Genomic DNA, 14,562 nt, shown 5'->3' with positions numbered 1-14,562 from the left:
CAGATGCCCCGTTTGACTTCCTCCACGCGCTGCTTGAAGTGCGTGTGGCACGGGTTCATCTCGCTCCACGTGTTCAGGATCGCGATCACCGGCTTACCTGCGTACTCCTCGCGGCTGTAGCCCATCTGCGCCGTGCGCGAACGGTGGCCGAACGAACGCAGGTCATTCACGCCATACCAGCGGTGGCTGCGCAATTCTTCAGGGGTCTTTCTCTTGGTCACAGCAGTTTCTCCAGCAAATATCTTGGCTACAAAACTCGTTAATCAAACACGCTGACCGTTGTTGATCGAACCGCCGCGCTGCCTCGCGCGACCGCTCTTTCAGGTCAACGCTTCTGTTCCTTCACACGTGAGACGATCTGTGTCGGGCTCACGAATTGCAGCGCGATCAGCACCCACACCAGCGTGATCGCCATATAGATCATTGCCATCGCGTCGATGGATTGCGGTGCACGCACGCCGGTTGAAAACACCGCGTAGTACAGCGCGACGACCAGCGTTTGCGTACCCGGCCCCGCCGTAAAGAAGGTCAGCTCGAACATGCCGATTGTGCGCACCAGAACCAGCAAACCCGCGGCAAGCATGCCGGGTACCAGCAGCGGCAACAGCACATAACGGAAATAGCGAAACGTGTTCGCACCGAAGATGCGCGCGGCGGCTTCGAGATTCGGATCGATCTGCTCGATGAACGGCGTCATCACCAGAATCACGAACGGCAACGCGGGCACGAGGTTCGCGAGGATCACGCCAGGCAGGGTGCCGGCGAGCCCTACCTTGTACATCACGGTGGCCATCGGAATGCCGTAAGTGACCGGCGGCACCATCAAAGGCAAGAGGAACACCAGCACCACAAAGCGCTTGCCAGGAAACTGCACGCGAGCCAGCGCATAAGCAGCCGGCACGCCAAGCAGCACCGATAGAATCACCACCGCGCCGACGACTTCAACCGTGACCCACAGCACGCTCGCCAACTGGAAGTCGCTCCATGCCTGCGCATACCAGTGCAGCGTGAAGCCTTGCGGCAACAGCGTGCCGAACCAGCGTGTCGCGACCGAATTGACTGCCACCGTCGCGATCAGCAGCAGGACGTTGATGAGGAAAAACACCATCGCGCCCCACACCAATACTTTCCAGACGCGCTCGGGAAGCGGAGTGCGCTGCTTGACCGCTTTACCGGGTTGAGCGCCCTGGTTGCGGCCGGTGCTGCCCGTGCTATTGCCCTCGCCGTCACCGCTTGACGCCTCTTGCGACGCGGAGGCAGGCCACGGATGCGTGGCGTGATGATCGGTTGTCATCAGCCCTTCCCTCCCGTCACCGGTCCGCTATAGAAGAAGCGGCGCGCACCCAGCATGCCGGCCACCACCAGCAGTTGCACGAAGCCCATCACCATTGCGATAGCCGAGGCGAGCGAGTAGTCGTAGTTTTCGAATGCAGCCTCAGCGGCGGCAATCGACATCACCCGCGTCGGCCCCGCCGGCGCGCCCAGCAGCACCGCCGAAGGGAACACCGAGAACGCCTGCACGAACGACAGACACGCGGCCATCGTCAGACCGGGGACCAGCAGCGGCAGATAAATGCGCCGGAACTGCTGCCACGGACTTGCACCGAGCGTAGCGGCGGCGCTAGCGAGGGTTGGGTCGATACCCGTGACGTACGACAGCGTCAACAGAAACGCAAACGGAAAACCCGACACGATCAACGAAATCAGGACACCCCAATAATTGTGGGTCAGCCGTACTTCGTCGGTATACAGATGCAGCCCTTGCAAGGCCTGCGGAAACCAGCCGTTCGGTCCGAAGTACGTGAGCATGCCGTCGGCAATCAGCACCGTGCCGAGCGTGACCGGAATCACCAGCAACGTAGTGACGAGCTTCTGGTAAGGCGAATTGCGGCGCAGCGCGAACGCTACGGGAATCGACACGCCTACGTTGATCAACGTCGCGGGCACCGCGAGCTTCAACGTGACGAGGATGGTGGGCCACATCGACGTATCGGTAAAGAACGCCACGTAGTTCGCCCATACGCCGCCGCCATTCATCGGCTGAAACGACAACACCAGCCCGTACGCGAATGGATAGATGAATAGCGCGACGATGAAGAGCAGCGCAGGCGCAACCAGCCAGCCCTTGGTGTCGTGCGCGGCGAGCGGTGGCGAAAGTGCGGATGCGTTCATGGCGCTTCGCCGTCGTAGACCAGCGTGCGCGCAGGTGGCACGCGCAGCGTGATGCGCTCGCCTTCTACGAAGTCGCCGGCGACGCGGGCCCACAGATCGCCGAACGCCGACTTCACGCGAATCAGCGAATCGCGGCCGCCGTATTCGACGGTCAGCACTTGCGCGTCGAACGCGTTCTCGACACCTGGCGTGCTGCGTTCCATATCTTCCGGACGCAGGGCCAGGCTCACGCGTTTGCTGTTGAACCCGTGCATCGGTATGCCGAGGATACGCACACCGTTGTTGCTCACCGCAACGGCTTCGCCTTGCATCCCTTCGAGCGCGAACTCGATTACGTTGCGATAGCCCATAAAGCGTGCGACGTGCAGGTTGCTCGGCCGCCCATAGACTTCCTTCGGCGTCGCCACCTGCTGCACGACGCCCTCTTTCATCACGACGATGCGATCGGCCATCGAAAGCGCTTCGTCCTGATCGTGCGTGACATAGATCGTCGCGCGTTCGAGCTGGCTATGGATGCGGCGAATCTCCGCGCGCATCTCGATGCGCAGCTTCGTATCCAGATTCGACAACGGCTCATCCATCAGCACGAGCGGCGGCTCGATCACGATAGCTCGCGCAATGGCGACGCGCTGCTGTTGACCGCCTGACAACTGCCCCGGCAACTTGCGTTCATGTCCGACCAGTTGCACGAGCTGCAACGCCTCGCGCGCGCGGCGCACCGCTTCGCTCTTCGCAACGCCGCGCATCTTCAGGCCAAAGCCGACGTTATCGAGCACGGACATGTGCGGAAACAGCGCGTAGTTCTGGAACACCATGCCGAAGCCGCGCTTCTCGGGCGGCAGGACGTCGATACGCGTGTCGTCGAGCCAGATACCGCCGCCCGAGAGCGGTTGCAGACCGGCAATGCAATTGAGCGCCGTGGACTTGCCGCATCCCGAAGGTCCCAGTAGCGCGATGAACTCACCGCGCTGGATGTCCAGATCGAGGCCCTGCAGCGCGGCTACGGGGTGGCCTTCAGCATTCGTGAAACTGCGGCTCACCGAGTCGAGACGCAACTGCTCAAAACGAGGCTTCATGGCGGTTCCTAAGCTGCGGGCGACCATCCGCCCGCTCACAGCTATTGGGTTTTCTGCGCACCGATATCACGGTCCCATTTCTGGAACGCAGCCACCATCGCCGCGGCATCCAGCGGCAGAACGTGCGGATGCGCAGCCAACATCTGCGTATATTCCGGACGGCCGTACTTCTTCAATACGTCCTGGCTATGCGCGGGCGCCTGATCGACGGTGACTCCCTTGATGGCCGGTCCCGGATAGAAATAGCCGTCGTCATAGGTCAGCGCCTGCTGCGCCGGTTCCAGCATGAAATTCATCAGCTTGTAGAGCACGTCGAGCTTCTCTTTCGGCACGCCCTTCGGGACCACCATGTAGTGAGCGTCGTCGACCCACGTCATGTTGTCGAAACCCTGCACGCGGAATTCAGCCGGCACGATGCCCAGCGCACGCGGGTTGATATCCCAGCCGGTCACGGTGACCGTCATGTCGCGGGTGCCCTCGCCCAGTTCCTTCATGACCGCCGACGTCCCACCGGGGTAATACGGCACGCAGTCGTTCAGTTGCTTGAGGAATGCCCAGGTCTTGTCCCAGCCGTGAATCGGATCGCGTGGGTCCTTGTCGCCCAGCACATACGGCAAGCCCATCAGGAACGTGCGCCCCGGACCGGAGTTCGCGGGCCGTGCATAGATGAGCTTGTTGGGATGCGCCTTGCACCATTGCAGCAATTGATCGGGGGTCTTCGGCGGATCGCTGACCTTCGCCGGGTTGTATTCGAGCAGCGGTCCAGCCGGCATGTAGGCCACTTCAAGCCCATAGCCCTGCGCCAGGCCCTGCATCTTGCTTGGACCGGGCGCGTATTTGTCGAGCACGCCCGGGAAGGTGGCCGCCTGATCCGGCAGGAGCTTGATCCACAGGTTCTGCTGGATACCGGCGGCGAGCGCGTCAGTGCCGGTCAGCACAAGATCGATATCGGAGCGGCCGGCCGCCTGCATCGCCTTGATCTTGCCCGGCAACTGCGGCGCCGGTGCGTTCGTGTACGTGATGTTCGCTACGAGATTCGGGTACTTGGCCTTGAACGCCTCGAAGCCCTTTTGCGTCAACTGAAGATCGCCCGCCACGTCGACGATATTGAGTGTGACCGGTTCCGCGTAGGCCGGCGTCGCAAAGGTCGCACCGAAAGCCGTTCCCACCGCCACCCATAAGCCCGCTAACCTGACCGACAAACTGCCAGAAAAAGTCATTACGTCTCCTCGCTTCTTGGTATGGAAGTCCGCCGGTCGAATCGCGGTGCGGGCGGTACGTGTCTCTCAATGGAACATAGCGAAGGCCTGCTGTTGATGTCAAGCCAATTCACGGTTAGGGCACGAGGCGAGTGTCACTTCAAATTACGCCAAAACCCTTTTTATACATAGTCTTGATGGAAATTCTCTAAAGGCAGACCGAAGCGTGCCAAGCGGATTTATCGCGTCACTTGTTAGGCAAGTTGGTGCGTTTCAGGTTCGGTACTGCAAGCGCGGGTATCGGCGCAGGTTCGCGGCTCAGCTACCTTTAGACACCCGCTCAGCCACCTTACCCGCCCTTCACACCCTGCGTGTTCACATACAGCGAGTACAGCCCATGGCTCGCCGCCATGAACAGGCGGTTGCGATGCCGCCCGCCAAAGCAGACGTTCGCGCAACGCTCGGGCAACGCAATGTGTCCGATCGCCTCGCCTTGTGGCGTGAAGACGCGCACGCCGTCGAGTTCGTCGGTGCCCATGCCCCAGCCGCACCAGAGATTGCCGTGGACATCGACCCGAAAGCCATCCGGCGTGCCGGGACCCGCGTCGATCAGCACGCGGTTGTTCGAGAGCGCGTTGCCGTCGACGTCGAACGCACGGATCTTGCGCGGCTCGCCGCGCGATTCGACCACGTACAGGATCGATTCGTCCGGCGAGAAGGCGAGGCCGTTTGGTCCGAGCACATCATCGATCACGACCGTCACCTCGCCGGTCTGTCCGTCCACCCGATACACGCAGGCCGGCAACTCCGACTCCTGCTGCTCGCCCTCGTAGAAGCCGTCGATACCGAAGGTCGGGTCGCTGAACCAGATCGAGCCATCCGATTTCACGACCACGTCGTTCGGTGAATTGAAGCGCTTGCCGCGATAACGGTCGGCCAGCACGGTGATCGATCCGTCGTATTCGGTGCGCGTCACGCGACGCGTCAGATGTTCGCAACTGACGAGCCGCCCTTCACGATCGCGCGTGTGACCGTTCGCGTTGTTCGAAGGCTGGCGAAACGGCGTCACCACGCCGCTTTGCTCATCCCAACGCAGGATGCGGTTGTTCGGGATGTCGCTCCACAGCAGATAGCGCCCATCGCCGAACCACACGGGACCTTCCGACCAACGCGCGCCCTGATACAGGCATTCGACCGAAGCCGACGCCAGCCGTAAATCCTTGAACCGTGGATCGAGGATGCGGACAGCGGGGTCGGGATAGCGTCGGTTCGTCTCGGTCATGCCATGTCCTCTGGTTGCCTGCGCGTGGTCAGGTTACGGTTTTAACCCTGCATCAGCTTACCGTCGCGCAAACGCCAAAGGTTGAGCGGATTGCCGTCGTGCAGCGCTTCGGGCAACAACTCGGCCGGCAGATCCTGATAGCAGACCGGACGCAGGAAGCGCTCGATCGCGGTTGCGCCCACCGACGTGGCGCGTCCATCGGAAGTGGCCGGGAACGGCCCGCCGTGCACCATTGCGTACGACACTTCGACGCCGGTCGGGAAACCGTTCGCGAGAATTCGGCCCACCTTGCGCTCGAGTGTCGGCAGCAGTTGCCGCGCCAGCGCATAGTCGTCCGCTTCGAGCTGCAGCGTCGCGGTCAGTTGGCCTTCGAGATGCTCGGCCACCTTAAGCATTTCGCCGATGTCCGCGCAGGTGACGATCAGCGAACTCGGCCCGAAGATTTCGTCCTCAAGCTGCGCCGAGGCAAGGAATTGCGCTGCCGAGGTCTCGAACAACACCGGCAATGCTGCACACGTCGCGTCCGTGGACGCGCCTTGCGCCACGCTTTGCACACCGTTGTTCGCGACGCGTCGTGCAACGCCGTCCTTGTAGGCTGCAGCGATACCTGCCGTCAGCATCGTCTGCTCGCCCTTGCTGGCGAGTGCCTTCGCTGCCGCGTCGATAAAGCCGCGCGTATGCGGGCCCTCAAGTACCAGCACCAGACCCGGATTCGTACAGAACTGGCCAACGCCGAGCGTGACCGAGTCGATCAGAGCGCTCGCCAGCGCTTCAGCGCGCTTTGCCAATGCACCCGGGAACACGAAGAACGGATTGACGCTGCTCATTTCGGCGAACACGGGAATCGGTTCGCGACGCTTCGAGGCGATCTCGACCAGCGCGAGGCCACCGCGGCGCGAGCCGGTAAAGCCCACCGACTTGATAGCAGGATGCTTGACCAGCGCTTCGCCGATTTCGTTACCCGCACCGACCACGAGCGAGAACACGCCTTCGGGCAGACCGCTGTCGGCGACTGCCTTCTGGATCGCCCGGCCCACCAGCTCGGACGTGCCGAGATGCGCCGGATGCGCCTTGACGACCACCGGGCAGCCCGCCGCCAGTGCGGAGGCCGTATCGCCGCCCGCGACGGAAAACGCCAGCGGGAAATTACTGGCGCCGAACACCGCGACCGGTCCAACCGGAATCTTCTGCAGACGCAGATCCGAACGCGGCAAAGGCTTGCGTTCCGGCAACGCGGAATCGAGCGTGGCGGTCAGCCAGCGGCCTTCGCGAACCAGCGATGCAAACAGCTTGAGCTGACCGACCGTGCGGCCGCGCTCGCCTTCGAGACGCGCCTTCGGCAGCGCCGATTCAATGTGCGCGCGCTCGATCAGCGCATCGCCGAGTGCGAGGATATTCTCGGCAATCGCTTCGAGAAAACGCGCCCGCGTCTCGAGCGAGACGTGACGGTAGGCGTCGAAGGCCTGGGCCGCGAGTTCGCAGGCGCGCTCGACGTCCGCTGCGCCGCCCGCGCCAAATGCGGGTTCGATTTCCGTGTTACGCGCCGGGTCAAACGCGCGCAGCGTGCCCTGAGTTCCGCGCACTGCGGAAGCTCCGAGCAACATGTCTCCGGTGATCTGCATCATGTATTCCTTTTAGCCTTTTAGCTTTTGAACCGCTGGATCTTTAGCGCGCCGCGGAAGCCTGCGCAAACTGGCCTTCGAATGCCAGCAGCGCCTGCGTCGCCTGATCGATACCCGCATGATCCTCCTGTGGGCTCGAGCTCAGCAGCGGCAGCATCGGACCCATGTCGGCGATCTTCGAGAACGTGACTGCATCGTGCAGCACGCGAATCAGCGAAATCTCGTCCCGCAAGGTTTCGAGCGGCATGAAAGCGTCGTAAATGCCTTGCGCCTCTTCCATGCGGCCGGCCTTGACAGCATGCAACAACGCCGTCACCGCGTGCGAGGCGATGCAGCCCGAGCCCGTCGTCCAGGCAGCGAGGCCGAAATCGCGCACGTGCACCAGTGCCGGACGCTCACCCATGCCGGACACCACCTTCGCAGCCGGCACGCTTTGCAGCAGGCGGCGCAGATAGTCGTCCTTGGCAGGGTTGTCGCGCACGATAGCGTATTTCACGGCAATGAGTGTGCCGCGCTCCACCAGACGTGCCAGCGTGTCGACGTCCACATAGTTTTCGCTCTTGATGTAGAGCGTGAGCGGGATGCCCGCTGCGTCGACGATGCGGGTCAGGCCTGCTTCCACGCCTTCGGACGTGGTAAATCCGGCGAGCGGCAGCACCATGGCTGTGCGGTAGGAGGTCTGCGCGAGGATGCGCGCCTGATCGAGCATCTTGCCGTAGTCCGGGCCGATGGCCGGAATCACCCGCGTGTCCGGGCCTGCGCTCTCTGCGAGCAGATCGAGCAGCTCGCGGTATTCGCTGACGGCAACGTGATACAGGTTGGCATTGCCGCCGTACAGCAAGGTGCGCACGCCGCCTGCCTCGATGTGCTGGATCAGCTTGCGGTTTTCGGCGGCGTCGAGCGAGTAATCGGCGCGGCGGGCCAGCGGCGGCACAGCCATGACGGTGGCGGCGAACTCGCTATCGAGGATGGGAGAAGTTTTCATGGCACCTCAAGACAGTATTGAAGAATTGATGCCAAGGTAGCATCCAGCCCGCAATGTTGTCAAACAACATTTGAAAAGCATTCGGATCACATCTTCCGCAGACGGTGACTCGTCAGGCAAAAGAAATCTTATAGTTCCTTACAGCTTGGGCGTTGCACGACCGATGCGGGAGATTTTTCCGGACCGCACAGGCCTCGAAATTTCGTATGACAACATTTTTGCCGGAGGGGCATGTAGCCGCAGGAGGTCGTTCGGGAGCGGAGGCGCCCTATCCGATGATACGGACACTCCGTCGTCAAAGTGCGACAAATAAAACGGCCCAGGTAAAACATTCCTAATCGTATATTAACGGTCAATTTGACCGCATTGAACGGCGCTCTATTTCCCCAAACCCTGTTTCTATCGGGATCACGCAATTGGTTCAGCGAACGATTTGAACCGCGCTGTACATTTGAGCCAAAACATTCGGTTTTTATTGTTAGAAAAACGTCGGGACTTTTATTGCCGTCAGTCGATCTTTGAAACTATGATACCGATCGGTTCAAATATCCGTCGCCAAAATTGTTAAATCGGTTGGGGAAATCGTTTTCAGATGGATTTGATTTAACAATTGTGAGGCGCTGCGCGCCGCGGGCCGTAAGGTCTTACAACTGGCCACCGGCCCAGGCAAATTTTTTGTCGACCAGAGATCTTTAGATTTCTATAGACTGCGCGATGAGAATCCGAGTAGCCGGATTAGAAGAGATTGACTTTGCGTTTTGAACCGTTGAGTAATAAACGGTGATAAATTGCTGCCCAATACCCATGCCGGTCGCGAGTTCGCGCCGACGAAACCCGCGGCCGGGCTGCTGCGATTGAGAGAACGAAGTGTCGCTACATTTTATCGAGCAAATGTCGCCACTGGTGGACGCCCCAGACGAAACGACGTGGTTCAACGCGCTCACCGCGATCGCCGGCACCTGGGGGTTTGATCGGGTTCTAATTGCGATGCTGCCGCGGCCGGGCATGCGCCTTGAAGATGCTTATGTTCGCAGCACGTATTCGCAAGCGTGGCAGCGCAGTTATGAAGAGCAGGGTTTCGTACATATCGATCCTGTCGTCACTCATTGCCTGACCCGCTCGGCGCCACTGATCTGGTCGCCGGAACTGTTTGCCACCCGGCAACAGCGGGCGCTCTACGAGCTTGCCTGCGCGACGGGGCTGCGCTCGGGCCTGTCATTGCCGATCCACGGCCCGAATCAGGAAGCCGGCATGCTGTGTTTCGCCAATAACTTCAATACGAACGACGCGTTCTGGACACATATCGACGGCGTGCTGCCCAATCTCGCCCTGCTGCGCGATGTGGTGATCGACACCAGCAGCCGCCATGTCCATACGCATGCGAAGACGGTGATGCCGCAGTTGACGCCGCGCGAGCGTGAATGCCTGAACTGGACCGCGCGCGGCAAATCCACCTGGGAGATTTCACATATTCTCAGTTGCTCGGAAGCCGCAGTGAACTTCCACGTGAAGAATATCAGAGCGAAATTCGGAGTGAACTCAAGGCGCGCGGCAGCCGTGATTGCCGCGCAGCTCGGCCTTATTGACCCGGGTTAAGCAAGGCGGCAGCGTCGCGGCTATAAATCACCCGTTCAGCACGGCCCAAATCGCCGTCAGAAACCGTCTTCAGGAAGTAGAGCCCCAGCAGGATTGAAACCGGCGGCGGAATTTCTGCGCCGGATTCGAAGCGACTGCCGCGCGATTGCGTCACGCCAAAGCGTGCCCAGAAACGCCGCTGGCTTTCCTTTTTCATTTTGCGGTAAGCAATGATCAGATGGCGGTCAACCGTGGATGGCGTCTCTTCAGCGGTGTCGACCGTACGGTTTTGAATCGTGACAGGTGCTTTCCAATGATTTTCGAGTAATTCCATGGCGAGTTTCTCAGGTGGATTGGCCGTTATTTGTATGAATTTTGCGGGACCCTGAAAGACCACACACCTATCCAGGTAGGTAGGTGCAAAACCGACCCAACGTGCATAGGGCTCTTTACGCGTTTTTTATTGCCTGCGATTCGTTCGGCAGAGGCGAAAAAGATTCAGGAGCGCCGTACGGCGCACCCTGAAAAGCGATTAATGCGCTGCTGGCGTGCCGCTGTTGCTGCCGCTGCTGCGCTTAAAGGTGATATGCGAGATCCGGCGCACCACGAAAGCCGCCATCAGCGCGGCGGCGCCGGTGAGCACCACTCCGATATGGATGGACTGAACCAGCACCCGGCGCGCCGCTTCCACGAGCGCAGGTCCAGCCAACCCCGCGTGCGCCAGCTCGCCCAGTAAGGTACCGCGCAGGCTCGGGTCGATCAGGATCCGCGGGTCAGCCAGTTTGGGCAGCCACGTGGAGGCGATCGGTTCGCCGAGCACCTGCAACGACTCGGCGACACCTGCCTCGTAGCGCCGGTTGATAATCGTGGCGACGATACTGGTGCCCAGCATGCCGCCCACCATTCGCGTGGACTGCAACAGCGCGGTGGTAATGCCGAAGCGCTCGCGGCCCGAAATCTCCTGGCCGAAGACGTTCAGGTTGTTGAGAATGAAGCCAAGCCCGATCCCGACCGCGCCCATGGCCAGTTCAAGGTAAAGATGCGGCGTGGCCGGCGTCGCCAGCGCAATGCCGGCCGAGGCGATCACCAGCAGCATGAAGCCGATTGACAGGATCAGCGTCGGCTTCGGCATGTGAATCACAATCCGCGTGTTGATCACGCTGCCTAGCGCGATGCAGGCGGCGATAGGCGTGGCGAGCAGACCCGCCTGCTGCGGAGTCAGGCCAAAACCGCCCTGCAACAGCAGCGGCGCGAAGAAAATCAGCGAAAACATGACAAAGCCGGACAGCAGCGACAGCGTGAACAGCGTGACGAGTTGGGGATCCCTGAACAGATCGAGCGGGATGATTGGATGCGAGGCGCTGCGCTCGCAGATTAGCAGCGCAGCGGCGCCGAGCACGACCAGTGCCGCCAGCACCAGATTGCCCGTGGTGAGGCCCGACTTCGGCACCGCTTCGATAAACGTCTGCAAGCCGCCAAGCACCAGCGCGACCAGCACCGCGCCGGTCCAGTCGATGCGCACCTGGCCGCTGACCGCACGCCGGTAATTGGGCAGATGCGCCCAGATGAAATACAGCGCAAACACACCAACCGGCAGGTTGACGAGGAAGGTGGAGCGCCAGCCGAACTGCTGGCTCAGCCAGCCGCCGAGCGACGGCCCCGCCGCTGTGCCGATCCCGTAAGCCGCCGCCATGATCACCTGCCAGCGCACCCGGGCGCGGGCATCGGGGAACAGATCGGGAATCGCGGCGAAGGCGGTGCCCACCATCATTCCGCCGCCAACGCCTTGCAGACCGCGCGCCACCACCAGAAACGGCATGCTGGGCGCCACGCCGCACAGAACCGAGGCGACCGTGAAGACGATCACCGCGGCAATCACGAAACGCTTGCGTCCGAAATAGTCGCCCAGCCGGCCAAACACCGGCACCGTCACCACCGACGCCAGCAGGTACGCACTCGCGATCCACGCGTAGTACTCGAAACCGCGCAACTCGGAAACGATCGACGGCAAGGCGGTGCTGACCACGGTCTGATCGAGCGCGACCAGCATGTTGACAAGGGCGATGCCGAGCATCGCCAGCAGCGCATCACGGAAAGGCAGAGGGCGGGGAGAAGTCACTTCGGGACAACGCGGCTTAACGCGTGCAAGAGGGCGTGAAAAAGCCAGACACGAGGCCGGGCTGATTGAAACAAAACGGGCCGCGTTCGACGCGGCCCGGCAAGACGGGGAGAACTCAGGAACCGAACATCCGTTCGAGCGCGTTTTCGAGGTGCGCCCGCATCGCATCGCCGGCCGCGGGACCATCCTTGCGGCGGATCGCTTCGAGTACGGCCAGATGCTCGGCCTGCACCAGCCGCTGCCGCTCGACCGTCTTCACCAGCGACAGGTTGCGAGACAGATTCATGCTGAACACGATCTGCTCTTCGATGAAGGACATCACGGTAATGAAAAACGGGTTCTTCGACGCCCGCGCGACCGCGAGGTGAAACGAGAAGTCGTCCTTCGCGCCGATCCCCTGGGTTTCGACGATGCGCTCCAGTTCGTCCCACGCGTGCTGGATCGCGGCGATGTCTTCCGCCTCGGCCTTCTCCGCAGCAAGCTCGGCCGCCCCGGCTTCGGTGACGATGCGGAATTCGTAGCAGCGGCGGATATCGGAGAGTGTCTCGAGCGGCGCGAAGCGGCGCACATCCGGATCGGGCCGGCGAGCGACCGTGGTGCCCGAACCGTGACGCGTGACGATGATGCCGTCCGCGCGCAGCCGGGCCAGCGCTTCACGCACGGTAGGCCGCGAGGTTTCGAAACGTTCAGCGAGCGCGTGCTCGGTAGGCAGGCGCTCACCTTCCTTGTACTCGCCTTCGAGTATGCGGTTCAGGATGTCGCCGTAGATCTTGTCGGGCAAGCCCGTCGATTTGCGCTCGTTCATCATTGATGAAAGGGTTTGCTTGTCAGAATAGACCACGATTGTAAGGCAAACAGTGCGTGCTGCCTGCTCAAAAATTAGCCAAATGGCCCGAACGACGCCCGCAAAAGCCTGCTGGGCGGCGCGGAGACTATATGACCCTACTCGCAGAAATTTGACAAGTGTTTGATTTACATCCTGACAAAACTGCACATACTTCGGCCATCATTTAAGCTGGAATCGGCAATAAGCCGCCATTGGAGAACAGCATCAGGCGCAGCCGGCCACGAACCCTTCCAACGCGGAGTCCAACATGTACAAACGTATCCTCGTAGCGGTCGACGGCAGCAATACCTCCCGCCGCGCATTTGAATCGGCCCTGAACCTGGCCCGTTCGATGGGCGCGGTGCTCCAACCTTTCTATGTCGTGGATAACGCCCCGATGTACTTCGAGGCGCCGGGCTATGACCCGTCCATCCTGCGCAACCGGATGATCGAGCAGGGCAAGGAACTGGGCGCCGAGTTCAACCAGGCCATGCGTGAGCGCGGCGTCACCGGTGAAGTGACGGTCGGCGAAGCATCCTCGATCGACGATATCTCCACCGTCGTATTGAAAGCCGCCACCGCGTTCAACGCCGATCTGCTCGTGATGGGCACACACGGACGCCGCGGCGTCCAGCGGCTCTTTCTTGGCAGCGTCGCGGAGCGCTGCGTGCGGCAAGCAGCGTTGCCGGTACTGCTGATTCCATCGGCTGCCGGACAGGAGCCCGACGCTCGGGCGGACGCTGCCGCCTAAGCGAGGTAAACCAGGCGCCATAGTGTGACCTGGCGCCCGGCGTTCCCTGGGCGCGACGTAACATCACGGCCGCGTGATCTCGCTCAAACAGGGGAAACCCTTTTCACGCGTCATTTTGTCGCGAAACAGCGCATACCCATGGTGGGACAATGGGTTTGTTTCCTTACAGACGGCCGTACACCATGCTTACGCCCACCCCGGTAGCCCGCCCTTCCTCCCGCCGCGTTTCTCCCCGCCCTGCCGCCCGCAGCGCCGCGCGCTGTTCCAGCTGCGCGATGCGGCAACTGTGTATGCCTCAAGGCCTCTCCTCTGAAGAGCTGCCAAAGCTCGAAGCGCTGATCTGTAGCGCGCGTCCGGTGCAGCGCGGCGAGTCGCTTTACCGCTCCGGGGACGCGTTCGACAATCTGTATGCCGTGCGTTCCGGCTCCCTGAAGACCACCATGGCGCACCGCGACGGCCGCGAACAGGTGACCGGCCTGCGCCTCGCGGGCGAGGCGCTCGGCCTCGACGGCATTAGCGACGACAAGCACGCCTGCAGCGCGACGGCGCTCGAGGACAGCACCGTCTGCATCGTCCCGTATGTCGCGCTCAAGCATCTGTGCCGCGAAGTCGGCTCCATGCAGGAGCGTCTGCACAAGTTGATGGGCGAGCAGATCGTCCGCGAGGCGGCGCAGATGATGGTGCTCGGCTCGCTGTCCGCGGACGAACGGGTCGCCGCGTTCCTGCTCGACGTGTCGGAGCGCAACGCGCAACGCGGCTATTCGTCGGCGGAATTCAACCTGCGCATGACGCGTGAAGACATGGGCAGCTATCTGGGCATGACGCTCGAAACGGTCAGCCGCACGCTGTCAAGATTTCAAAAGCGCGGCCTGATCGACACGCAAGGCAAGTTCATCCGTATCGTCGATATCGAAGGCCTGCGGCAGGTGTAGTCGCCTGCCGCTGCGGGCTTAAC

Annotated in this window: 14 protein-coding genes; 3 read left to right on the top strand and 11 right to left on the bottom strand. The window is 61.6% G+C overall.

Features of this window, described 5'->3' with window-relative positions; all coding sequences use genetic code 11:
* The 8 genes from P3T40_RS20915 to P3T40_RS20880 all read right to left on the bottom strand — a co-directional run.
* A partial coding sequence (locus P3T40_RS20915) for a dihydroxy-acid dehydratase (RefSeq protein WP_429269632.1) occupies positions 1 to 221 on the bottom strand: 221 nt, incomplete at its 3' end.
* Positions 222 to 325: 104 nt separating this feature from the next.
* Positions 326 to 1,294, bottom strand: coding sequence for an ABC transporter permease (locus tag P3T40_RS20910; RefSeq protein ID WP_429269631.1), 969 nt, complete (start codon positions 1,292 to 1,294; stop codon positions 326 to 328).
* The gene (locus P3T40_RS20905) at positions 1,294 to 2,172 is read right to left on the bottom strand and encodes an ABC transporter permease (protein WP_429269630.1); all 879 of its coding nucleotides are present in this window, start codon (positions 2,170 to 2,172) and stop codon (positions 1,294 to 1,296) included. Before P3T40_RS20905 ends, P3T40_RS20910 begins: the two co-directional genes overlap by 1 nt.
* Complete coding sequence (locus P3T40_RS20900) at positions 2,169 to 3,248, bottom strand: ABC transporter ATP-binding protein (protein WP_429269629.1); 1,080 nt, start codon at positions 3,246 to 3,248, stop codon at positions 2,169 to 2,171. The genes P3T40_RS20905 and P3T40_RS20900 overlap by 4 nt, the downstream gene beginning before the upstream one ends.
* A 41-nt stretch (positions 3,249 to 3,289) precedes the next feature.
* Entirely contained in the window at positions 3,290 to 4,468 is a 1,179-nt protein-coding gene (locus P3T40_RS20895; RefSeq protein WP_429269628.1) for an extracellular solute-binding protein, read from the bottom strand.
* Positions 4,469 to 4,796: 328 nt separating this feature from the next.
* A complete protein-coding gene (locus P3T40_RS20890) occupies positions 4,797 to 5,729 on the bottom strand; it encodes an SMP-30/gluconolactonase/LRE family protein (RefSeq protein ID WP_429269627.1) in 933 nt (310 codons plus the stop codon).
* Between the two features lie 41 nt (positions 5,730 to 5,770).
* Positions 5,771 to 7,351, bottom strand: a complete 1,581-nt coding sequence (locus P3T40_RS20885) for an aldehyde dehydrogenase (NADP(+)) (RefSeq protein WP_429269626.1) — start codon at positions 7,349 to 7,351, stop codon at positions 5,771 to 5,773.
* A gap of 43 nt (positions 7,352 to 7,394) precedes the next feature.
* The gene (locus tag P3T40_RS20880; protein ID WP_429269625.1) at positions 7,395 to 8,336 is read right to left on the bottom strand and encodes a dihydrodipicolinate synthase family protein; all 942 of its coding nucleotides are present in this window, start codon (positions 8,334 to 8,336) and stop codon (positions 7,395 to 7,397) included.
* Between the two features lie 891 nt (positions 8,337 to 9,227).
* On the opposite strand from P3T40_RS20880, the gene P3T40_RS20875 reads away from it, so the two are divergent.
* On the top strand, positions 9,228 to 9,932 hold the full coding sequence (locus tag P3T40_RS20875) for a helix-turn-helix transcriptional regulator (protein ID WP_429269639.1): 705 nt from the start codon (positions 9,228 to 9,230) through the stop codon (positions 9,930 to 9,932).
* On the opposite strand, the gene P3T40_RS20870 is transcribed toward P3T40_RS20875, so the two are convergent.
* From P3T40_RS20870 to P3T40_RS20860, 3 genes are all read right to left on the bottom strand, one after another.
* A complete protein-coding gene (locus P3T40_RS20870; RefSeq protein ID WP_429269624.1) occupies positions 9,916 to 10,245 on the bottom strand; it encodes an XRE family transcriptional regulator in 330 nt (109 codons plus the stop codon). The genes P3T40_RS20875 and P3T40_RS20870 overlap by 17 nt on opposite strands.
* A 198-nt stretch (positions 10,246 to 10,443) precedes the next feature.
* Positions 10,444 to 11,985: an MFS transporter gene (locus P3T40_RS20865; RefSeq protein ID WP_429269638.1), complete on the bottom strand. Its 1,542-nt coding sequence runs from the start codon at positions 11,983 to 11,985 to the stop codon at positions 10,444 to 10,446.
* A gap of 160 nt (positions 11,986 to 12,145) precedes the next feature.
* On the bottom strand, positions 12,146 to 12,835 hold the full coding sequence (locus P3T40_RS20860) for a FadR/GntR family transcriptional regulator (RefSeq protein WP_429269623.1): 690 nt from the start codon (positions 12,833 to 12,835) through the stop codon (positions 12,146 to 12,148).
* A 289-nt stretch (positions 12,836 to 13,124) separates the two neighbouring features.
* Here P3T40_RS20860 and P3T40_RS20855 point away from each other — a divergent pair, with 289 nt between their 5' ends.
* Together P3T40_RS20855 and fnr are read left to right on the top strand one after the other, a co-directional pair.
* Entirely contained in the window at positions 13,125 to 13,607 is a 483-nt protein-coding gene (locus P3T40_RS20855) for a universal stress protein (RefSeq protein WP_429269622.1), read from the top strand.
* Positions 13,608 to 13,789: 182 nt separating this feature from the next.
* Complete coding sequence (fnr, locus tag P3T40_RS20850; RefSeq protein WP_429269621.1) at positions 13,790 to 14,539, top strand: fumarate/nitrate reduction transcriptional regulator Fnr; 750 nt, start codon at positions 13,790 to 13,792, stop codon at positions 14,537 to 14,539.
* Positions 14,540 to 14,562: the final 23 nt, after the last annotated feature.

The sequence above is a fragment of the Paraburkholderia sp. EB58 genome (genome assembly GCF_050436665.1).
Taxonomy (GTDB): Bacteria; Pseudomonadota; Gammaproteobacteria; order Burkholderiales; family Burkholderiaceae; genus Paraburkholderia.
The sequence above is the reverse complement of the archived record's forward strand: the minus strand, read 5'-3'. Positions and strand labels throughout refer to the sequence as shown.